The sequence below is a fragment of the Roseateles sp. P5_B10 genome, from assembly GCF_056400485.1.
In genome coordinates, this window is record NZ_JBFULE010000031.1 from 1 (window position 1) to 21,168 (window position 21,168).

A 21,168-nucleotide genomic window follows, 5' to 3' on the forward strand; every position below is an offset into this window, starting at 1 on the left:
GCCTGCGGGTGCAGGCACTGCGGCTGGTGCAGACGGTCGAAGTGTTCAAGCTGGCTCAGAGCAGCCCGGCGCACGAGCCCGCGGCGCCTTTGGCACCACGCGCCGCCGCGGCGCGCGTCGGCAGCGGTGTCAAGCGCCGCAGCCCGCAGCGCGCAAAGGCTGCGAGCCGGCCCGCATGGGGGCCCGCCAAGCTGGCCTAGGCGCCGGCGGCGAGTGACGCGAACGCTCGCGCCAGCACCGCGCTCGACGCCGCCAACGCCGCCCGCTCGGCCGCATCCATCGCTGGCTCCACCACCTGCACCGCGCCGCCCGCGCCCACCAGCGCCGGCAGGGACAACGCCACGCCGCGGATGCCACAGGCGCCCTCCTGCACGCGGCTGACGGGCAGAAGCCGGCGCTCATCGTTGACGAGGGCGCCGATGAGCTCGCTCGTGACGAGCCCGATGGCGTGGTTGGTGGCGCCCTTGCGCTGGATGACGTCGTAGGCCGCGCGGCGCACGTGGCCCGCCAGCGTGGCTTCCTCGTCCGCCGGCCAGCCGGCCCAGTCGCGCAGCGCCACGCCACCGACGCGCGCGCCGGACCACAGCACGACCGACGAGTCGCCATGCTCGCCCACGACCTGCGCATGCACCGACGTCGGCGACACCTTCAGGTGCATGGCCAGCCGCTCGCGCAGCCGCGCCGTGTCCAGCAGCGTGCCGGTGCCGATGACACGCTCCGGTGGCAGGCCGGCGGCCGCGGCGACCACGCGGGTCAGCACGTCGACCGGGTTGGTCACGACGATGACGATGCCGCCGAAGCCGGCCAGCGCCCGGCCCATGCCGGCGGCGATGCGGGCGTTGTCGCGCAGCAGGTCCAGCCGGCTCTCATCCGGCCGGCCGTTGCGCCCGGCGGCCAGCACGACGATGTCGGCCTCGCGCATCTGCGCCAGCGGCACGGCACTCACGGCGCAGCGCGGGTAGAAGGCCGCACCGTCGGCCAGGTCCATGGCCTCGCCCTCGGCCACGGCGGCGCGCTGGTCGCACAGCCACAGTTCGCGCGCATGCCCGGCGAGCAGCGTTGAAAACGCGACGCTGGTGCCGACCCAGCCCGTGCCGATGATGCCGATGCGTGCCTTCATGCCAGGCAGTATCGACCGCCGAATCCAGTTTTCACAGTTGGCGCGCCGTGCCGTTCAGCCGCGCCCGATGCTTGCCGTTCGTCGCATGGCAGGCGCGCGCCGCCCGGCCGCTGTCTAGCATCGCGCCCATTCGGAACCCAAGGAGGCGGCAATGAAGGAAGACGTGCTGGTGGCCCGCGGCCTGCGCAAGGCCTATGGCGACCGCGTGGCCGTGCATGAAGTGAGCCTTGAGCTGCGGGCTGGTGAGGTGCTGGGCCTGCTCGGCCCTAACGGCGCTGGCAAGTCGACGACGGTCGGCATGATCTGCGGCCTGACGGTGCCCGGTGCCGGCACGGTGACGCTGTCCGGCGGCGTCAGTCTCGCCAGCGACGAGGCCGGCTACAAGCGCCGCATCGGCCTGGTGCCCCAGGACATCGCGCTGTACGAGGAACTGCCGGCGCGCATGAACGTGGAGCTCTTCGGCAACCTCTATGGCATGGCGCCTGAACTGCTGAAGCGCCGCGCCGACGAGGTGCTGGCCATGGTGGGCCTGTCGGACCGCGCCAAGGACAAGCCCTCGACCTTCTCCGGCGGCATGAAGCGGCGGCTCAACATCGCCTGCGCGCTGATCCACGACCCCGAGATCATCCTGCTCGACGAACCCACGGCCGGCGTCGACCCACAAAGCCGCAACGCCATCTTCGACAACCTGGAGATGCTCAAGCGCGCCGGCAAGGCGCTGATCTACACGACCCACTACATGGAGGAGGCCGAGCGCCTGGCCGACCGCCTCGTCATCATCGACCATGGCCGCGTCGTCGCCAGCGGCACCCAGGCCCAGCTTTTCGCGTTGCTGCCGGCCGCGCAGACGCTGCACGTCGAGATCGACGGCGAGCCCAACGATGCGGCGCTGCAAGGCCTGGCCGGCTTTCCCGATGTCAGGCGGGTGGGCCAGCGGCTGGACGTCAGCGTCGCCGACATCGGCCGCGACGCCGGCGCCGTACTGGCCGCGCTGGCGCAGCGAGGTGTCAGGGTGCGCGGTCTCGCCTCGGCCCGCGCGACGCTTGAAGACGTCTTCCTCCAACTCACCGGCCGCGCCCTGCGCGACTGAAGAGGACACCCATGCAAGCCATCCTCGCCCTCGTCCGTGCAGAACTGAAGCTGCACTTCTCCAACCGCCGCGCGCTGCTCATGAGCATCGTCGCGCCCATCCTCATCGCCGCCTTCTTCGGCAGCCTGTTCGGCTCCAGCAGCAAGATGGCCGGCATCGCCGTCGGTGTCGTCGACCTGGACCACAGCCCGCTGTCGCAGCGCGTCGTGGCGGCACTGCAGGCCGAGTCCGCGTTGAAGACCACGGTCACCGATGAGGCCGACGTCGTGGCGCAGGTGCGCGCCGGCAAGCTGCGCGCCGCGGCCATCCTGCCGCAGGGCCTGGGCCAGCAGGCGGCGGGCGCCATGTTCGGCACCAGCCCGAAGCCCGTGATCGTGCTGCACTACGACCCCTCGCAGGCCAGCGCCCTGGCCGTCGTGCGCGGGCTGCTGGCGCAGACGCTGATGCAGGAGGTCAGCCGCAGCACCTTCAGCGCCGGCAGCCCCGTGCTGGCGGACATGAAGCAACAGGTCGAGACCTCGCAAGGCCTGGACACCGAACGCCGGGCCGAGCTTGTGCGCATGTTCGACAGCATCGGCGCCGTGCAAAAGCGCGAGGCCGCTCAGCCTCCGGGCGGTGCTTCCGCGGCGGCGGCGGGCGGCCTGTCCATGCCCTACACGACGCGCGAGGTCGAGGCCCTGCAATCCAGCGCCAATGCCGCCCCCGTGGCCTACAACAGCTATGCCCACTCCTTCGCCGGCATGGGCGTGCAGTTCATCCTGATGAGCGGCGTAGAGATGGGCATGGGCCTGCTGCTGATGCGCCGCCTGGGCCTGTGGAAGCGGCTGCGCGCGGCACCGCTGTCGCGCGCCCAGCTGCTGGGCAGTCGCATCGCCGCCAGCGCGCTGATCTCGCTGATCGTCTTCACCATCATCTACGTCGTGGCCATCGCCGCCTTCGGCGTGCGCGTGCTCGGCAGCCCTGCCGGCTTCGCGCTGGTGCTGGCCTGCTTTGCGTTGCTGACGGCCAGCTTCGGCCTGCTCATCGCGGCACTGGGCCGCACGCCCGAGGCCACACGCGGCCTGGCCATCCTGGCCACGCTGCTGATGGTCATGCTGGGCGGCGCCTGGGTACCGGCCTTCATCTTCCCGGAGTGGTTGCAGACGGTCTCGCTGGCCGTGCCGACACGCTGGGCCGTGGATGCGCTGGATGCGATGACGTGGCGCGGTCAGCCCTTCGCCGCGGCGCTGCTGCCCAGCGCGGTGATGCTGGGCTTCAGCGCAGCCTTCGGGCTGCTGGCGATCTGGCGGTTTCGCTGGGAGGAGTGATTTTTCAGGCCCAATGACGCTGCCCACAGGAAGACCTTGCTTCGTCGCGTCAGTCCACCTGAATGACCTTGTCCGCCGCGCGCAGATAGGCCAGCGCGGCCTCGGGGTCGCGCGAGCTGGCGGCGGCGGCTTCCAGTGAGTGTGTGCGGCGCAGTGCGCGGTTCAGCTCGGTGACCTCCTCGGCCGGGGCGCCGCCCAGTGCATCGGCCAGGCGCAGCGCGTCGGCCAGGTCGCGCAGCCCGCCGGTGGCCGGCGGGGTGAAGTCGGGGCACAGGCGGGCCACGAGCGAGGGATCGGTGCGCAGTGATTCGGCCAGCGCAACGAGATCGCGATCGCGCAGCGGTGCCAGGTGGCGGGTGCCGTGCAGCAGCAGCGGCGACAGCGCCTTCAACGCGCCCGAAGGCATGTTGGCGTGCAGATCTCGCAGCGTGGCCGCGGCGGCTTCGAGCTGGAAGCGGATGGCGGCCCGGGCGAATGGCAGCATCTTCGGGTCGCCCTCGCCCTGCTCCTCCACCTTGAAGCGCCACACGCTGGCCGCCGCCAGGTAGAGGTGGGAGAGCACATCGCCCAGCCGCGCGGACAGCAGCTCCATGCGCTTGAGCCGCCCGCCGAGCAGCCCCATCGCGAGGTCGGCCGTCAGCGCGTATTTGGCCGACAAGCGGGCGATGAGCCGGGCTTCCTTTTCAAGCCCTGGCGGCACACGGCCCTTCAGGCCGGCGCCGAAGAGGCTGGCGCCGAGGTTGCGCGCGACGTGGCCTGCGTGGCCCAGCAGGGCCCGGCCCAGCGCGGCTTCGTCCTTGGCCTGCACGGCAGCCATTTCGTCCATCACGTGTGGGTGGCAGCGCACGGCGCCCTGGCCGAAGATGATGAGGGCCCGCGACAGCAGGTTGGCGCCTTCCACCGTGATGGCAATGGGCGCATRCCGATAGGCCACGCCCAGCAGGTTGCTCGGGCCGCTGATGATGCCCTTGCCGCCCAGCACGTCCATGCCCGTGCTGACGGCGCGGCGGCCGGCCTCGGTGAGCTGCACCTTGAGGATGGCGCTGGCCACGCTGGGCCGCTCGCCGGCGTCGAGTGCCGCTGCCGTGTAGCGGCGCGCGGCGTCGGACGCGTACAGATCCGCCGCCGTGCGGGCTATGAGACCCGCAATGGCCTCGAAGCGCGCGATGGGCAGGCCGAACTGCTCGCGGATGCGGCCATAGCCCGTCATCACGTAGAGCGCTGTCTGCTGCATGGCCGCGCCCAACGCCGGCAACGAGATGGCGCGCCCCGCAGCGAGGCATTCCATCAGCATGCGCCAGCCCTGGCCCACCTGAGCCTCGCCGCCGATGACCCAGTCCATGGGCACGAACACATCGTCGCCGTGGATGGGCCCGTTCATGAAGGCGGAGTTCATCGGCCGGTGGCGGCGCCCGATCTCCAGCCCCGGCGTGGGCACGGGGATCAGTGCGCAGGTGATGCCGAGATGTTGCTCCGCCGGCGGGCGCGACGGGTCCACGGCTTGGAAGGCCAGCCCCACCACGGTGGCCACCGGTGCGAGCGTGATGTAGCGCTTGTCAAAGCGCACGCTGAAGCCGCGCACGGTGTGGCCGTCGATCTCGCGCTCGGTCAGCATGCCGGTGTCTGGGATGGCCGCAGCGTCGGAACCGGCGTAGGGCGAGGTGAGGCCGAAGCAGGGCAGGTCGCGGCCGTCCGCCAGGCGGGGCAGGTAGTGGGCCTTCTGCGCGTCCGTGCCGTAGCGCAGCAGCAGTTCGGCCGGGCCCAGCGAGTTGGGCACCATGACGGTCACGGCGGTGGCCACGTTGACGGTGGCGATACGGGTCACCACGGCGGCGTGGGCGAAATGGCCGAAGCCCAGGCCACCCTGCTCGCGCGGGATGATCATGCCGAAGAAGCGCCGCTCGCGCAGAAAGCGCCACACCTCGGGCGGCAGGTCGTGCGCCTCGTCGATCGCAAAGTCGTCGAGCATGGCGATCAGCTCGCGCACGTCGCCGTCCAGGAAGGCCCGCTCGTCCGCCGTCAGGCGGTTGGGCGCCATGGCGAGCAGGCGATCGAAGTCCGGCGCGCCGGCGAACAATGCGCCTTCGAAACCCACCGTGCCGGCCTCCAGCGCCGCGCGCTCGGTGTCGCCCATCTGGGGCAAGGCCTTGGCGAACGGTTCAAACGCCCAGCGACCCAGCAACGGGCCGAGCAAGCTTGCGATCACGGCTGTGGTCTCCTTGGGGCCCATGCTGCGCCAGGCGAGGGTGGCGCAGCGTCAGCCGTGTCTGATTCTCAAGATCGGTACGAACAACAAACGAAACAAACCCCTGCCTCGCCTGACGTTTCCTGGTGACCCGCGTCGAGCACAGTCAAGGCCCGTCCAACCAGCATTCAGGAGCCCTGCCATGTCTGTGCAACCGTCCCGTCCCTTTTCCTCACGCCGTGCGCTGGCCGCGCTCGTCGTCGCCTGCGCCTTCGTGTCGGGCGTGGCTCATGCAACCGATGCCACGCGAGGCATCGAGCAGGCGCTCACCACGGCGCTGCAGGACAAGCGCGGCATCACGCTCTACGTGGCCGGGCAGACGATCTCGGGCGCGGTGACGCGCATCGAACCGGGGCTGTGGGTTGAACTGCGCAATCAGCAGTTTGGCCGCATGATCGTGCGCCTGGACCGCATCGACGGCATCGCCGCGCCCTGAGCCCGAGCTTCGCGGCGGGCCCTTCTCACCGGGCGCTATCCGCAGCCGCCTTCACTGCGACTTCTTGAGTTCGATCTGCAGCGAGGTCGGCTCGCCGGCCTTGAGTTCCACGACGCCGCGACCGGACGCCCAGCCCAGCGCAATCACGTGGACTTCGGCCGCGCCCGGGGCGTTGAGAGTCAGCGAGGCTTCGCCGCGGTCATTGGTCACGAGGGAGATGCCGTCGCCGCCGCCGACCTTGACCTTCACGTCGGCGTGGCTGACGGGCTTGCCGTTGCCACTGACCTTGACGACCAGCCGGGTGGTCGATTTGTCCCGGTCTCGATCCTTGTCCTTTGGCGGTTTGCCTTTGGGGGCCTCGTCTTCATTGCCGGCCGGCGCCGACGCCGCGGCGTATGCAAGGGCGTGCTGTGGACGCAGCGCCGCGGCCAGGACCAGGACGACGCCGCAAAGCAAGGAGCGGCGGCAGGGCAGTGGAATTGTGTTCATGGGYGTGCTGCCTCCTTCTCGCCGCGGTTGGCGCTGAACCTCAACATGTCGGTCAGCACGTCGTCATAGTCCTGGCGTTCCTTGAAGCTGGCGCTCGCAGCAGGAAAGACGACCAGGTGGAACTTGACGGCGCTGTTGGCTTCGCGGCTGTCCGCGGGGCCGTCCGGCACCAGGAATTCGGTGATGACGATGGAGCAGCGAAGCCCCTGCGGCAACTGCGTGTTGTCCAGCATGGGGAAGTCGTATTGGCTGACCCAGAAATGCCGGTCCACGTCCTGTTCCGAGTCACCCGGGAAGTCGACGCGCAGCCTGACCTCCACCTCGCGGCGCTCCAGACTCACATCCACGATCTCGACCTGGAAGTGAATGGATTCGCCTTTGCCGCCCGGTGCCGCTCGTGATCGCGGCATGAGGCGCTGCAACGGGACCTTCTCGTCGATGAAGGGCTTGCCGAAGTTCTCCGCCCAACCGCCCAGTGGCTGTGGATAGCCCTTGGCGAAGCCCCGGTGCGACAGGCTGTCGACCTGCTTGGAGATCAGGTTGGCCGCGCTGAGGTCCAGTCGCTTCTTGAACTCGGCATTGCGCGGCGTGGACGAGGCGTCCTTGCCTGTCAGCTTGCGGGCCACGTCCTTGAACAGAGGCGCCAGGTCCAGCGACTGGTTGAAGTTGCTCGCGAGCAGTTCGAGTTGCAGCACCTGCGTTTCGAGGTCGCCCTTCTTGGGCTCCTTCAGAAAGTTGCTGATGACGACGTTGAACATGTCCTTGCGGATCTGTGCGTCAGACTGCTCGCGCTGCGTCAGCAACTGCGCGTACAGCTTCTCGTTGCCCTCGCGCGTCTCGCGTTCCTTCTGCAGCCCGGTCAGGTAGTAGCCGCCCACCACCGTCACGATCAGCGTCACTGCCGGCATGCCGATCGCCTTGATCCACTCCAGGCGAGTGGCGCCGGTGTCCTTCTCGCCGGGCTTGCCCTTGTCTTGCGCCTTGTTGTTGACCTTGTCCGCCTCCTTGACCGTCACCGCAGCTTCTCCAGCCGCTGCCCGACGACGAAATCAAAGCGCACGGGGTTCTCGAACAGATAGACCTCGAACGGCGGGCCGATGCTGGTGCCGCGCTGCACGCGCATCTCGCATTTGCCATTCACGGGCAGGCGCAGCGCGAAGCTGCCGTTGGCATCGCTCGTCGCCTCCGTGGTGCGTGCGCCCTGCCCGAAGCGGGGGCAGGCCAGCTGAACCTGTACAGCGCCCAGCGGCCCATGGTCCGAGCGGACGGTGCCGTACAGCGCCCCTGCCATGGCGCCGAGCGGCAGCATGGCCAGGGACAGTGCGGCGAGGCGGCTGAATCGCATCGTGATCTCCTGGCGAGGCTGGCACTGTGCGCCTTCACGGCAGGCCCATCAAGCCTGCGGGAACGGCATGTCAACTGTTTTGAGGATGTGAGGATGTCTGCGGGTCCTGGCAGGGCCTGCGCTTCGTCCCGAGGCGGCGTTGGCTCACGGTTCTTCTGATCGTGTTGGTGCTGCTGCTGATGGGCYGCCTGTAGGCCGTATCGCTTGGCCTGGGCGGTGCGCTCACAAGCTGTATCAACCTTGAACGTCAACCGCACGGGTTGCCTGGCGTTCAAGGAGGGCCGATGGGATGACCTCGGCCCTTGATGAAAGCACCGACCATGACCACGCTGACCCTCGTCTTCAATGGCCCTTCGAATCAGGCCCGCAGGGCACTCGGGGGACTGCTGCAGCGCTACCGCTCTGCCTATTTTGTTGAGCGCAGCAGCAATGAATATGCGGTGACGGCTGACGACGTCACCGCCGCGGAACTCGCGACGCAACCGCTGTGGTCGGCGCAGTTGGCCCAGGCGCCGGTACGCGGATGAAAAGCGCGCAGGACTCTGGCGCTGATCGCGGCTGAAAAGGCAAGCCGGGAGTTCTGGACAGGGCCTGCAGGTGCAACAACCACGCTCCCCGGGCCGCCTGGATGGCGAGCAAATGGTTGCGCTATCATTTTGGCATGAGCCCATCTCCACGAGCGAGCCTCCGATTCGGCCTGCTGACTGCCATCCTGCTGCTGGCCGGGTGCGCCGGCGCGCCGCGAGACGATGCCGGCGGCACCTGGCTGGCGGCCTGGGCCAGCGCGCAGCTGGAGCAGGCGCCGCCAGCTGACGCCCCGCTCGCGTGGCGCCAGCCCCTGCGCGACGTCAGCTTGCGCCAGATCGTGCGCGTGGACGCCGCAGGGCGGGCCCTCCGGGTGCGCATCAGCAACCTCTTCGGCGCCGAGCCGCTGACCCTGGGCGCGGCCAGCGTGGCCTTGGTGGACGGCGTGGTGGTCAACGCGGCCAGCCTACGTTCGCTGAGCTTTGGGAGTCGGCGTGAAGTCGTCGTGCCGGCGCATGCCGAGATCTGGAGCGACGTGATCGAATTCGCCGTCCCACGCCAGGCCGATGTCGCCGTGCAGATGCATGTGCAGGCCGGGCCGGCGCAGGCCAGTATGCATCCAGGTTCGCGCATCCGCAGTTGGGCGGTGCCAGGCGATCGCGTCGGCACGGCGGACTGGCCCGAGGCCGTGGCCCAGGAAGGCTGGAGACATCTGGCAGCCTTGGACGTGCGGGCTGCCAGAGTGCTGCCCGTCCTCGTCGCGACGGGTGACTCCATCACCGACGGCTATGGCGTGCCGTCGGGCAGCTACCAACGCTGGACCGATGTGCTGTCGCGTCGCCTGATGGCCGAGAAGCGGGAGGTCTCGGTCATCAACACGGGGATCGGCGGTGGGCGCCTGCTGCGCGACGGGCTCGGCCCCAACCTCGTGTCGCGTTTTGACCGCGACGTGCTGGAAAGAACTGGTGCCACGCATGCCGTCGTGCTGATCGGCGTCAACGATCTCGGCGTCAGCCACCGCGGCCGGCCGACGACGCCCGAGTCTCGCGCCACGCTGCTGGCCGAGATGAAGGCTGGTTTCACTGACCTCGCCCAGCGTGCCCGCTCACGCGGCGTCTGCTTGATCGCCTCGACCGTCATGCCCTATTCGGGCAGCGGCTATTACTCACCGCAAGCCGAGAACGAGGCCGATCGCCAGGCGCTGAACGCCTGGCTGCGTGAGCCGGGACGCTTCGATGCACTGGTGGACTTCGATGCGTTGATGCGCGACCCGGCGCGTCCGGCATTCCTGCGTGCCGAGGTCGACAACGACGGCCTGCATCCTTCGCTGGCCGGCTATCGCGTGATGGCCGAAGCCTTTCCTGTCGAAGTGCTCGACAGGCGATGCCCGAAGGTCAGCGCCCCTTGAGCTGACGCCAGGCCGCGAAGTCCGCGGCCACGTCGGCATCGGTCGGTGGGTAAAGGCCCAGCACGCTGCGGCCGCCCATCACCTTGTCCTGCACATAGTCCTCAAAGACGGTCATCTCGACGGCTTCGTTCGCGATCTCGTCGGCCAGGTGGGCCGGGATGACGATGACGCCCTCGGCATCGCCGACGATCACATCACCCGGGAACACCGGTGCATCGCCGCAGCCAATCGGCTCGTTGATGGCGATGGCCTGGTGCAGCGTCAGGTTGGTCGGTGCGCTCGGGCGCGAGTGGTAGGCCGGCATGCTGTAGCGGGCGATGTCGGGGCTGTCGCGAAAGCCGCCATCGGTGACGACGCCGGCCACGCCGCGCACCATCAGCCGGGCCACCAGGATGCCGCCCGCCGAAGCGGCACGCGCATCCTTGCGGCTGTCGATGACCAGCACCGCGCCTTCCGGGCATTCCTCGACGGCCTTGCGCTGCGGATGGGCGCGGTCCTTGAACACGCTGATGTCGTTCAGGTCCTCGCGCGCCGGCATGTAGCGCAGCGTGTAAGCCGGGCCGACCATGTTCGGCAGGCCGGGGTTCAGCGGGCGCACGTCCTGGATGAACTGACCGCGCAGGCCGCGCTTGAACAGGGCCGTGCACAGCGTGGCGGTGCTGACGCCCATCAGCTTCTTGCGGGTGTCGGGGTTCATGTGGGGCTCAATTGGAAGGGCCAAGGAACACAGCCACAGAGGCACAGAGACACAGAGGCATCCGGCTCTCTCTGTGCCTCCGTGTCTCTGTGGCTGTGTTCTTCAGCATGTGGGGCAAGCAGTTCTTAGTAGATCACCGGCTCGGGCACCGGCGCGCCGAACTGGGTTTCAAGGAAGTCGAAGTCGCAGCCCTCATGGGCCTGCAGGATGTGGCGGGCGAACATCCAGCCGTAGCCGCGCTCGTAGCGCGCGGGCGGCGGTGTCCAGGCGGCGCGGCGCGCGGCAAGTTCCTCATCGCTGACTTTGAGGTGGATGCGGCGGGCCGGCACGTCGACGGTGATGTTGTCACCCGTCTTCACCAGCGCCAGCGGGCCGCCGATGAAGGCCTCGGGGCTGCAATGCAGCAGGCAGCCGCCGTAGCTGGTGCCGCTCATGCGTGCGTCGGACAGGCGCAGCATGTCCGTCACGCCGGCTTTCAGCAGCTTGGTCGGGATGGGCAGCATGCCCCATTCCGGCATGCCGGCACCCTTCGGGCCGGCGTTGCGCAAAACAAGAATGTCGTCGCCGGTCACGTCCAGATCCGGGTCATCGACGGCGGCTTTGAGGCTGGGGTAGTCGTCGAACACCAGTGCCCGACCGGTGTGCTGCAGCAGGTGCTTGGCCACGGCGCTGGGCTTGATGACGACGCCGTCCGGCGCGAGGTTGCCGCGCAGCACGGCCAGCGCGCCTTCGGCGTAGATGGGGTTGTCCAGCGCGCGGATCACGTCCGCATTGAACACCTCGGCGCCGGCGACGTTCTCGCCCACCGTGCGGCCGTTGACGGTCAGCGCGCCGAGGTCGAGCTTGTCCCGCATGACGTTCATCAGCGCGGGCAGCCCGCCGGCGTAAAAGAAGTCCTCCATCAGGTAGGCATCCCCGCTGGGCCGGATGTTGGCGATGACGCCGACATGGCGGCTGGCCACGTCGAAGTCGTCCAGCGTGACCGGCAGCCCGGCGCGGCGGCTGATGGCGACCAGATGAATGATGGCGTTGGTGCTGCAGCCCATGGCCATGGCCACTGCAATCGCGTTGGCGAAGCTGCCCTTGCTGAGCAACTTCGCTGGCGTCAGGTCCCCCCACACCATCTGCACGATGCGCCGGCCGCATTCCGCCGACATGCGGATGTGGTTGGCGTCTGGCGCGGGGATGCTGCTGGCGCCCGGCAGCGTGAAGCCCAACGCCTCGGCAATGCCCATCATCGTGGCCGCCGTGCCCATCGTCATGCAGGTGCCGTGGCTGCGCGCAATGCCGGCCTCCATCTCGGCCCAGGCCTGGTCACTCAGGCGGCCGGCGCGGCGTTCGTCCCAGTACTTGAAGGCGTCCGACCCCGAGCCCAGCACCTGGCCGCGCCAGTTGCCGCGCAGCATCGGGCCGGCCGGCAGGTAGATGCAGGGCAGGCCCATGCTCAGCGCGCCCATCAAGAGGCCGGGCGTGGTCTTGTCGCAGCCGCCCATCAGCACGGCGCCGTCCACCGGGTGGCTGCGCAGCAGCTCCTCGGTCTCCATCGCGAGGAAGTTGCGATAGAGCATGGACGTCGGCTTGACCATGCTTTCGCTGAGCGAAATGGCCGGCAGTTCCAGTGGCCAGCCGCCCGCTTGCAGGACGCCGCGCTTGACGTCCTCCACCCGCTGCTTGAAGTGGCTGTGGCACTGGTTGGCATCGCTCCAGGTGTTGACGATGGCGATGACGGGTTTGCCGATGAAGTCCTCGGCGGCATAGCCCATCTGCAGCACACGGCTGCGGTGGCCGAAGCTGCGGAAATCGTCCTTGGCGAACCAGCGCGCGCTGCGCAGCTCTTCGGGTGTCTTGGTCATGGGCAGCGGCTTCATCGGGCGAGGGCGTCGAACTCCAGGCGCATCCAGCGCGCCAGCGTCTGGCCGGGGCGCAGGATGCAACCCTGCTCGCGCCAGGCCGGGTGGTTGGGCGCGTCCGGGAAGAACTGCGGCTCCAGCGCGATGCCGGCATGGCGTGAAAAGGGCAGGCCGTCGCGGCCCTTGGCATGGTGCACGAAATTGCCGCTGCAGACCTGCAGGCCAGGGTAGTTGGTGAAGAGTCGCATGGCCAGGCGTCCGTCGGCCGAGACCAGCGCGGCGGCGGGCGCCTCGCCGCGTGCGGCGTTCTCGTCCAGCACGAAGCAGTGGTCGTAGCCGCTGCCGCGCGCCTGCTGCTCGCCCTGGCCCAGGCCATCGCCGATGAGGCGTGGCTGACGCAAATCGAAGGGCGTGCCGTTGACCGGGGCGACTTCGCCGGTCGGGACCATGTCGGGCCGCACCGGCAGCATCGCGCTCGCGGCCACCTGCAGCCGATGGCCGAGCACGGGCGCTGCCGAGCCGTCGAGATTGAAGTAGGGATGGCTGGTCAGATTGACCGGGCAGGGCGCGCTCACGCGGGCGCCGAAGTGCAGCGTGAGGACTGGGCGCTGCGGGTCCAGGCGGTACTCGACTTCGGCACTCAGTGAACCGGGGTAGCCCTGGTCGCCATCGGGCGAATGCAGGGCCAGGCGCAGGTGGTGCGTACCGTGGTCGACGACCGTCCAGCTGCGGCGGTCGAAGCCATCCGGACCGCCGTGCAGCTGGTTCTCGCCCTCGTTGGCGACGAGCCGATGCGCGCGCCCGTCCAGCGTGATGGCGGCGCCGCCGATGCGGTTGGCATAGCGGCCGACGATGGCGCCAAAGAAGCCGGGCTCGCGCAGGTGATCGGCCGGCATCGCGTGCCCGAGCACGACCTCACGCCGACTGCCATCCGGCATGGGCGCGAGGCAGGACAGCCAGCACGCACCGAAATCGCTGACCTGGATCTGCAGGCCGCCAGCCGTGCCGAGCGTGAAGACCGCGGGATCGGCTGCTGAACCCTGGGTGCTCATCGAGGCAGGTAGTCGAAGCGGGTGAAGTCAGCCGTTCGGGCGCGGCCGCTGGTGTCGAAGGCCAGCATGCCGATGAAGGCGCCSGTGAAGSWGSCATGCTCGSCRCGGCCGCCTTCGTCGGAGATGACGCTGGCGTCCAGCACCGGCCCCACGGGCTGCCAGCCCTGGCCCCAGTCGGCGAGGAACTGCAGATGCGGGCCGTCGATGTCGGCAGCGAGTTGCACGGGGCCCTCGGCGGGCAAAGGCACGGGTTCGCCGAGGGGGAACTGCAACCGGTTGTCCGGCCAATCGCCGGGGCAGGACAGGATGCTCAGCACGCGGCCCAGCCCGTCCGCCCAGGTGATGAGGAGGGCGTGGAACTTGTGGCGGTTGTAGTAATGGGTCAGGCCCGCGGCCTGTTGGTAGGTGTCGGGAGAAAAAGCCGCCACCGTCGTCTCGGCGCGCAAGCCGGCATCCTCCTGGCGCCGCGCCACCAGGCTTTGCTCAAACCAGCTGCCCACCGACTCGCGCCCGGTCAGCCGCAGTGCGCCGCCGGTGAGCGTGAACAGCCGGTCAGGCTCGGGCGTGCGCAGCCACTGGAATTCCTGCGGCAGGCGCGGGCAGTTGACGAAGCTGCGCCGCACGGCTTCGCGCGGCAGCGGCTGCGCATCAGTGGGCGCAGCCACCTCGACGGCCGGCACCATGCCGCCGTCGGCGAGGTAGAGCCAGTCGTCCTCACCCCAGACGCAACGTTGGATGGCCGTCTCGCGGCCGCGCGGCGAGCGCCGCGTGCCCGGCAGCGGCCGGCCGCAGAGGTGGGCGAGGTAGACGCTGCCGTCGGCCAACTGCACGACCTGGCCGTGGCCGGCGCGCTGCAGCGGCGCGTCGGGTGCGTCCTTGCTGCTGACGACGTGCCGCTGGGAGTGGGTCTCGTAGGGGCCATGCAGCGCGCGCGAACGCGCCAGCGTCACCGCGTGGCCGTAGCCGGTGCCGCCCTCGGCCGTCATCAGGTAGTACCAGCCCTGGCGCTTGAAGAGGTGCGGCCCTTCGACCAGGCCCAGCGGCGTGCCGCGGTAGATGTTGGTAACCGACCCGACGAGCTGGCGGCGTTCGGCGTCCCATTCCTGCAGCAGGATGCCGGCGAATGCGGAGGCCTTGGGCTGGCCGCCGATGGAGCCGGTGCGGTGGTCCCACAGCATGTTCAGGAACCACTTGCGGCCATCTTCATCGTGGAAGAGAGAGGGATCGAAGCCCGACGAGTTCACGTAGACCGGGTCGCTCCAGGGGCCCTCGATGCTGGGCGCCGTGACGATGTAGTTGTGCGCATCCTTGAAGTTACCCTCGAAGCGCTTCACATCGGTGTAGACCAGCCAGAACAGGCCGTCCGCGTAGGACAGGCAGGGCGCCCAGATGCCGCAGGAGTCCGGGTTGCCGCGCATGTCGAGCTGGCTCTTGCGGTTCAGCGGGCGCGTCACCAGCGTCCAATTGACGAGGTCGCGCGAATGGTGAATCTGCACGCCGGGGTACCACTCGAAGGTGGAGGTTGCGATGTAGAAGTCATCGCCGACGCGGCAGAAGGAGGGGTCCGGATTGAAGCCGGGCAGCACGGGGTTGTGGATCATGAATCGTGGCCTGCTGGACGTGGGCAGTGCGGGCGGCTTCGAAAAGGTTACGCTACCATAAATAGGCTGAAGCGCGCCTTTATGGAATTCATCATGGCGGCGTGCATCAGGCAGAAGTGGGCTGAGATACCAGGGAAAATCCCGATCAGCCCCCGCGATCATCTTTGTGCTTTAAAACTGATTGCGTAAACATCAATGGCCAAAGAGCGTCCCGTGCCAGGACGCCGGGCGTGGAGACTAGCGGTGATTCGTCGTGTTTTGAAAATCCTCGCGGGGCTGCTGGTCGCGGCTGGTGTTTGCGTGCCCGCCCTGGCTTGCGACGCACCCGTGTCGGTCTGCGCGCGCGACCCCGGTCGCGCGCTGGCACTGGTGAAGGCGGGCCAGGCGGCTGGCGTTGTTGTCGATGCTGCGGCCGATCCGGCGCTCCAGCATGCGAGCCGCAACTTCGCGGCGGACCTGGAGCGCGTGTCGGGCAAGCCGGCAGCGCTGCTGAACCGTATCGCCGACGCGCGCGGCGAAATCGTGGTCATCGGCGAGCTGGGGCGCAGCCCCATGCTGGACGATCTCGTCGCCCGCCGCAAGCTCAAGCTCGACGGGCTCAAGGGCCGCTGGGAGGCCTACCGCCAGGTGGTCGTCGAGCAGCCCTGGCCGGGCATCGCCCGTGCCCTCGTCATCGTCGGTTCGGACCGCCGCGGCGCGGTCTTCGGCACCTACGACCTGTCGGCCCGCATGGGCGTCAGTCCCTGGGCCTGGTGGGCGGACGTGCCGGTGGAAAAGAAGACCGATGTCTTCGTCACCGCGGGCGCCCGTGACGACCAGCCCCAGGTCAAGTACCGCGGCATCTTCATCAACGACGAGGCGCCGGCGCTGAGCACCTGGGCGCAGGCCAGGTTCGGCGGCGCCAACTCGGCCTTCTATGCCCATGTCTTCGAGCTGATCCTGCGCCTGCGCGGCAACTACCTGTGGCCGGCCATGTGGGCGCCGCGCGCCTTCAATGCCGACGACCCGAGGAACATGGTGCTGGCCGACGAGATGGGCGTCGTCATGGGCACCTCCCACCACGAGCCGATGTCGCGGGCTCATGACGAATGGGCGCGCTCCAAGGGCGGCGCCTGGGACTACGCGAAGAACCCCGAGCAGCTGCGCGAGTTCTGGCGCGGCGGCATCCAGCGCACGATGGGCCGGCCCGGCGGCAAGGCCTTCGACACCCTCGTCACCGTGGGCATGCGCGGCGACGGCGACGAGCCGATGAGCGAGGGCACGGCCACCGCATTGCTCGAAAGCGTCGTGCGCGACCAGCGCAAGATCATTGCCGACGTGACCGGCCAGCCGGCCGAGAAGACGCCGCAGATGTGGGCCCTCTACAAGGAGGTGCAGGACTACTACGACAAGGGTATGCAGGTGCCCGACGACGTGCTGCTGCTGTTTGCCGACGACAACTGGGGCCAGATCCGCCGCCTGCCGGTGAAAGACCTCGACCGCAAGGGCGGCTACGGCGTGTACTACCACTTCGACTACGTGGGCGGGCCGCGCAACTACAAGTGGCTCAATACCAACCAGATCGAGAAGACCTGGCAGCAGATGAACCTGGCCCACGAGCGCGGAGCGGACGCGCTGTGGATCGTCAACGTCGGCGACATCAAGCCGATGGAGTTCCCGATCAGCTTCTTCCTCGACATGGCCTGGTCGCCCGCGCGCATGACGCCGGCGGCGTTGTCGGCCTACCCGCGCGACTGGGCGGCGCGGACCTTCGGCGGCGCTCAAGCCGCGGAGATCGGTGAGCTGGTCACTCGCTACAGCCAGTATGCGGCACGGCGCAAGCCTGAGCTCGTCGATGCGGGCAGCTTCCGTCTCGGCAACGCCTCGCCCGATGCGCTGGATGGCGGCGACTTCGGCCGCCGCGTCGCCGAATGGGAGGTGCTGGAAGCGCGCGTGGCGAAGGTCAAGGCGGGGCTGAAGGCCGACCAGCTCGACGCCTACTTCCAGCTGATCGAGCACCCCGTGCTGGCGATGGCCAACCTCTACCGGCTGCACTATGCGGCGGCATGGAACCGCAAGCTGGCTGCGGCGGGTGACGCACGCGCCAATGTCTTTGCCGACCGCGCCGAGGCCGCTTTCCAGCGCGACCAGGCCATCGCCGACCAGTACCACGCCCTCGCGAACGGCAAATGGGCCGGCATGATGCTGCAGACCCATATCGGCTACACGAGCTGGCAGCAGCCGGACAAGAACAGCATGCCGGCGGTGAAGCGCGTGGCGGGCAGCGCCGATCCGGCCGAAGTTCAACGCCAGCTGGAGCGCGCCACGGCAGAACCGTCGAACGCGATCACGCTGGAGGCGATTCGGTTCAGCCGCGCCATCAACGGCCAGGGCCTGACCTGGACGGTCATCCCCAACCTCGGCCACGGCCTGGGCGCTGTGACGGCCTTGCCGCAAGGCCACGCGCCGACAACGCTGGCCGATGGCGTGCGGCTGGAGTACGACGTCGACACGTCGCATGCCGGCGACACGCTGCTCAGCCTGCACATGGTGCCGACGCTGGACACGCGCAATGCGGGCGGCATCCGCCTGGCCGTGGCCGTCGACGAGTTGCCGGCGCAGGAGCTCAAGCTGAACCTGGTGCCGACTGCAGGCCCCGAGCTGAGCCGCGGCGAGAAGGACTGGGCGCAGGCCGTCAAGGACAACGGCTTTGTGCTCAGCGCACGCTTCGCCAGCCTGCAGCCCGGCCGCCATGTCATCAAGGTCTGGCGCCTCGATGACAACGCGGTGCTGCAAAAGCTGGTGCTGGCACCGCTGGCCTCGGTCACCCTCCCGCCGCGTGGCGCGGCACATACCGGCAACTACCGCAACCTGCTGCGCGAGATCCGCCCCAGCGTGACCGAGGCCGACATCGACGCCAGGCTGGCCGGCTACTGGCAGTCGCTGTTCGAGGGCGACGCCGAACACCGTGTCGTCTACGCCGCGCCCGCCACACCTGACGGCCCGGCCGCCTATGTGCTGGACGTCAACAACGCCGATGTGCGCAGCGAGGGCATGTCCTACGGGATGATGATTGCCGTGCAGATGGGCCGCAAGGCGGAGTTCGACGCGCTGTGGAACTGGGCCGCAACCCACATGCGCTACCGCACGGGCCCGCGCGCCGGCTACTTTCGCTGGCAATGCCGGCCCAAGGGCTGCGACAAGGACACCGTGCCCGCGTCCGACGGCGAGGAGTACTTCGCCACGGCGCTGCTGATGGCGGCCGCCCGCTGGGGCAATGGCCAGGGCCTGTACGACTACAACGCCCAGGCCCAGGCCTTGCTCAGCACCATGCTGCACAAGGAGCAGATGAACGGCGGCATCGTCGACGGCGTGCGCTCGATGTTCTCGCCCGAGCGCGGCCAGGTCGTCTTCGTGCCTATCGGCAAGGCGGCCGACTTCAGCGACCCGTCCTACCACCTGCCCGCCTTCTACGAGATCTGGGCCCGCCGCGCCGCCAAACCCGAGGACCGCGAGCGCTGGGCCGAGATCGCCGGGATCAGCCGCGCCTACTTCTCCGTGGCGGCCCATCCGAAGACCGGCCTGACGCCCGACTACGCCGAATTCGACGGCCGCCCGCGCGTGCATGAAGGCCATGAGGACTTCCGCTACGACGCCTTCCGCACGGCGGTGAACTGGAGTGTCGACCAGGCCTGGTGGGACAAGAACCCGGACGCCGCGGGCTTGAGCCGCAAGCTGCTGGGCTTCTTTGCTTCACAAGGCAAGTACGGCAAGCCCTATCCGCATCTCTACACGGTGGACGGCAAGCCCTTGAATGACGAGGCCGCCACGGGCCTGATGGCCAGCAATGCCGTCGCAGCCCTGCTCGTCGACAAGCCGCTGGGTGCGCGCTTCGTCAACGATCTCTGGGCGCTGGAGCCGCCCGCCGGCCAATGGCGTTACTACGACGGCCTGCTGCAGTTCATGGCGCTGCTGCATGTCACGGGGCGCTTCAAGGCTTGGTGAGCGCGTCGGCCCCTTGCCTATGATGCCCACCGTGCGCGCTGTGGTGCGCCGGACCCAAGGGATGCCATGAAAAACAAGACGCAAAGCCGGGCGCTGTCAGCCGCCCTGCTGCTGGCTCTGGCCGTTAGCCAGGCTTTCGCCCAAACGCCCCCCGCTCCGCCGGCCTCCGGCGCCTCGGCGCCCGCTGGCGCAACGCGCCCGACGGCGCCCGACGTGACCGAGCCCAAGCCCTTCGACAAGGTCATCACGGCCGAGGCCAAGACGCAGGAGGGCCTGTTCCGCGTCCACAACCTCAAGAACAAGCTCTATTTCGAGATCCCCAAGGCCTTGCTGGAGCAGCCGCTGCTGATGGTGGCCAACGCCACCGCCGTGCCCGCGGGCCAGGATCATGTGGGGCGCACACTCAACCAGGACGTGCTGCGCTTCGTGCTCAAGCAAAACCGCGTGATGCTGCAGCTCGTGTCGCACGATGCGGTGAGCGCGCCGGGCAGCCCGATCGCGGACGCCGTGCGCCTGTCCCAGCGGGATGCCATCCTGGCGGTGTTTCCGGTGGAGGCTTTCGGCAAGGACGGCGCGCCGGTGATTGAGGTCACGCGGCTGTTCAACTCCGAAGTGGGCGATTTCAGCGCCCGTGCCATGGTGCGCGGCGGCGTGGACAGCAGCCGCAGCTACGTGGAGCAGACCAAGGCCTTCCCCGGCAGCGTGCGGGTGGACGCGGTGCATACCTACACCGTCATGCCGACGCCCATGCCCACGATACCGGGCCTGCCCGTGCTGCCGCAGATGCAGGCGGCGCGCAGCGTGTCGCTCAACCTGGCCTACAGCATCGTGCAACTGCCCCAGCAGCCCATGATGCCGCGCCTGCTGGACGACCGCGTGGGCTTCTTCAGCGTCAGCCGCACCGACTTCGGCGCCGGCGCGCACGAGGTCCGGCGCGAGCGCCTGATCACCCGTTGGAGGCTGGAGAAGAAGGACCCCGGCGCCGCGGTGAGCGAGYCGGTCAAGCCCATCGTCTGGTACATCGACAGGGCCACGCCCACCTCGCTGGTGCCCTATGTGAAGAAGGGCGTCGAGGCCTGGAACGAGGCCTTCGAGGCCGCGGGCTTCAAGAACGCCGTGCAGGCGCGGCCATTCCCCACGCCCGAGGAAGACCCGGAGTTCGACCCCGAGGACGTGCGCTACAGCGTCATCCGCTGGGTGCCGTCGCCCACCGCCAATGCCTACGGCCCGCACCTGGCTGACCCGCGCAGCGGCGAGATCCTGAACGCCAACATCGTGATGTTCCACAACATCGTCCAGCTGCAGCGCGACTGGTACGTCACGCAGGTGGGCCCGCTGGACCCGCGCGCCCGCAAGCTGCCGCTGCCGGATGACCTCATGGGCGACCTGGTGGCTTTCGTCGTCACGCACGAGGTGGGGCATTCGCTGGGCTTCCCGCACAACATGAAGGCCAGCTCCCTGTACCCGGTGGACAAGCTGCGCGACCCCCAGTGGCTCAAGACCATGGGCCATGTGCCCACGCTGATGGATTACAGCCGCTTCAACTACCTCGTCCAGCCGGAGGACAACGTCGATCCCGCGCTGCTGATTCCCAAGATCGGCCCCTACGACGTGTTCGCCACCCGCTGGGGCTACACCCCCATCCCCAGCGCCAAGACGCCCGAAGAGGAGCGCCAGCAGCTCAACCTGTGGGCGCGCGAGCAGGACGGCAAGCCCTGGCTGCGCTTCAGCGCGCCCAAGGCCGAGGGCGGCGACTTCGGCGAGAACGCCGAGGCCGTCGGCGATGCGGACGCCGTGGCTGCCACCACGCTGGGCATGCGCAACCTGGAGCGCGTGGTCAAGATGCTGCCGGGCCTCGTGCCGCAGGACGGCAAGGACGACAAGACCCTGGAGGATCTCTACCGCGCCACCTGGACGCAGTGGCTGCGCGAACTCAGCCACGTGGCGGCCATCGTGGGCGGCTACGGCGTGCAGAACAAGCACAACGACCAGCCCGGCGCCATTGCCACGCCCGTGCCT

The 21,168-nt window shown here is 68.8% G+C and carries 16 protein-coding genes and 1 pseudogene; 8 read left to right on the top strand and 9 right to left on the bottom strand.

From position 1 onward, the window contains the following. A pseudogene (locus tag AC1DU6_RS04225) lies at window positions 1-200 on the top strand (methyl-accepting chemotaxis protein); the annotation flags it as partial. Here the strand turns inward: AC1DU6_RS04225 and AC1DU6_RS04230 are convergent. Beyond that, on the bottom strand, window positions 197-1,120 hold the full coding sequence (locus AC1DU6_RS04230) for a lactate/malate family dehydrogenase (protein WP_457322653.1): 924 nt from the start codon (window positions 1,118-1,120) through the stop codon (window positions 197-199). The pseudogene AC1DU6_RS04225 and the gene AC1DU6_RS04230 sit on opposite strands and share 4 nt — an antisense overlap. Window positions 1,121-1,271: 151 nt before the next feature. Here AC1DU6_RS04230 and AC1DU6_RS04235 point away from each other — a divergent pair, with 151 nt between their 5' ends. Further along, window positions 1,272-2,210 (top strand): ABC transporter ATP-binding protein, encoded by a 939-nt coding sequence (locus AC1DU6_RS04235; protein WP_457322654.1) that lies wholly within the window; start codon window positions 1,272-1,274, stop codon window positions 2,208-2,210. Between the two features lie 11 nt (window positions 2,211-2,221). Further along, window positions 2,222-3,517 (top strand): ABC transporter permease, encoded by a 1,296-nt coding sequence (locus AC1DU6_RS04240; protein WP_457389498.1) that lies wholly within the window; start codon window positions 2,222-2,224, stop codon window positions 3,515-3,517. A 49-nt stretch (window positions 3,518-3,566) separates the two neighbouring features. On the opposite strand, the gene AC1DU6_RS04245 is transcribed toward AC1DU6_RS04240, so the two are convergent. Beyond that, on the bottom strand, window positions 3,567-5,723 hold the full coding sequence (locus AC1DU6_RS04245; protein ID WP_477856155.1) for an acyl-CoA dehydrogenase: 2,157 nt from the start codon (window positions 5,721-5,723) through the stop codon (window positions 3,567-3,569). A 181-nt stretch (window positions 5,724-5,904) separates the two neighbouring features. Here AC1DU6_RS04245 and AC1DU6_RS04250 point away from each other — a divergent pair, with 181 nt between their 5' ends. Continuing rightward, window positions 5,905-6,198 carry a hypothetical protein gene (locus AC1DU6_RS04250; RefSeq protein WP_056204845.1) on the top strand — a complete coding sequence of 98 codons (294 nt, stop codon included), beginning with the start codon at window positions 5,905-5,907 and terminating at the stop codon, window positions 6,196-6,198. 51 nt (window positions 6,199-6,249) lie between these two features. Here the strand turns inward: AC1DU6_RS04250 and AC1DU6_RS04255 are convergent, their stop codons facing one another. Genes AC1DU6_RS04255 through AC1DU6_RS04265 form a run of 3 tightly spaced genes read right to left on the bottom strand, consistent with a single transcriptional unit; the run spans window position 6,250 to window position 8,032 of the window. Further along, a complete protein-coding gene (locus AC1DU6_RS04255) occupies window positions 6,250-6,654 on the bottom strand; it encodes a carboxypeptidase-like regulatory domain-containing protein (RefSeq protein ID WP_457322658.1) in 405 nt (134 codons plus the stop codon). Between the two features lie 29 nt (window positions 6,655-6,683). Further along, window positions 6,684-7,703 carry a hypothetical protein gene (locus AC1DU6_RS04260; RefSeq protein WP_477856156.1) on the bottom strand — a complete coding sequence of 340 codons (1,020 nt, stop codon included), beginning with the start codon at window positions 7,701-7,703 and terminating at the stop codon, window positions 6,684-6,686. Then, window positions 7,700-8,032 carry a peptidase associated/transthyretin-like domain-containing protein gene (locus AC1DU6_RS04265; RefSeq protein WP_457322660.1) on the bottom strand — a complete coding sequence of 111 codons (333 nt, stop codon included), beginning with the start codon at window positions 8,030-8,032 and terminating at the stop codon, window positions 7,700-7,702. The genes AC1DU6_RS04260 and AC1DU6_RS04265 overlap by 4 nt, the downstream gene beginning before the upstream one ends. Window positions 8,033-8,352: 320 nt before the next feature. Here AC1DU6_RS04265 and AC1DU6_RS04270 point away from each other — a divergent pair, with 320 nt between their 5' ends. Both AC1DU6_RS04270 and AC1DU6_RS04275 read left to right on the top strand, forming a co-directional pair. Continuing rightward, window positions 8,353-8,559 (top strand): hypothetical protein, encoded by a 207-nt coding sequence (locus AC1DU6_RS04270; RefSeq protein WP_157282173.1) that lies wholly within the window; start codon window positions 8,353-8,355, stop codon window positions 8,557-8,559. 134 nt (window positions 8,560-8,693) lie between these two features. Further along, a complete protein-coding gene (locus tag AC1DU6_RS04275) occupies window positions 8,694-9,965 on the top strand; it encodes an SGNH/GDSL hydrolase family protein (protein ID WP_457389496.1) in 1,272 nt (423 codons plus the stop codon). On the opposite strand, the gene AC1DU6_RS04280 is transcribed toward AC1DU6_RS04275, so the two are convergent. The 4 genes from AC1DU6_RS04280 to AC1DU6_RS04295 all read right to left on the bottom strand — a co-directional run bounded on the left by AC1DU6_RS04280 (window position 9,952) and on the right by AC1DU6_RS04295 (window position 15,165). Continuing rightward, window positions 9,952-10,662, bottom strand: coding sequence for a ribonuclease activity regulator RraA (locus AC1DU6_RS04280; RefSeq protein WP_457322662.1), 711 nt, complete (start codon window positions 10,660-10,662; stop codon window positions 9,952-9,954). The two genes, AC1DU6_RS04275 and AC1DU6_RS04280, sit on opposite strands and share 14 nt — an antisense overlap. A 125-nt stretch (window positions 10,663-10,787) precedes the next feature. Continuing rightward, window positions 10,788-12,515, bottom strand: coding sequence for an L-arabinonate dehydratase (gene araD, locus AC1DU6_RS04285; RefSeq protein ID WP_457322663.1), 1,728 nt, complete (start codon window positions 12,513-12,515; stop codon window positions 10,788-10,790). An 11-nt stretch (window positions 12,516-12,526) separates the two neighbouring features. Further along, window positions 12,527-13,564 carry an aldose epimerase family protein gene (locus tag AC1DU6_RS04290; protein WP_477856157.1) on the bottom strand — a complete coding sequence of 346 codons (1,038 nt, stop codon included), beginning with the start codon at window positions 13,562-13,564 and terminating at the stop codon, window positions 12,527-12,529. Then, entirely contained in the window at window positions 13,561-15,165 is a 1,605-nt protein-coding gene (locus tag AC1DU6_RS04295) for a glycoside hydrolase family 43 protein (RefSeq protein WP_477856158.1), read from the bottom strand. Before AC1DU6_RS04295 ends, AC1DU6_RS04290 begins: the two co-directional genes overlap by 4 nt. A gap of 243 nt (window positions 15,166-15,408) precedes the next feature. Between AC1DU6_RS04295 and AC1DU6_RS04300 the strand changes: the two genes are divergently transcribed. Both AC1DU6_RS04300 and AC1DU6_RS04305 read left to right on the top strand, forming a co-directional pair. After that, window positions 15,409-19,149: a glycosyl hydrolase family 8 gene (locus AC1DU6_RS04300; RefSeq protein ID WP_457324109.1), complete on the top strand. Its 3,741-nt coding sequence runs from the start codon at window positions 15,409-15,411 to the stop codon at window positions 19,147-19,149. Between the two features lie 66 nt (window positions 19,150-19,215). Next, a partial coding sequence (locus AC1DU6_RS04305; RefSeq protein WP_477856159.1) for a zinc-dependent metalloprotease occupies window positions 19,216-21,168 on the top strand: 1,953 nt, incomplete at its 3' end.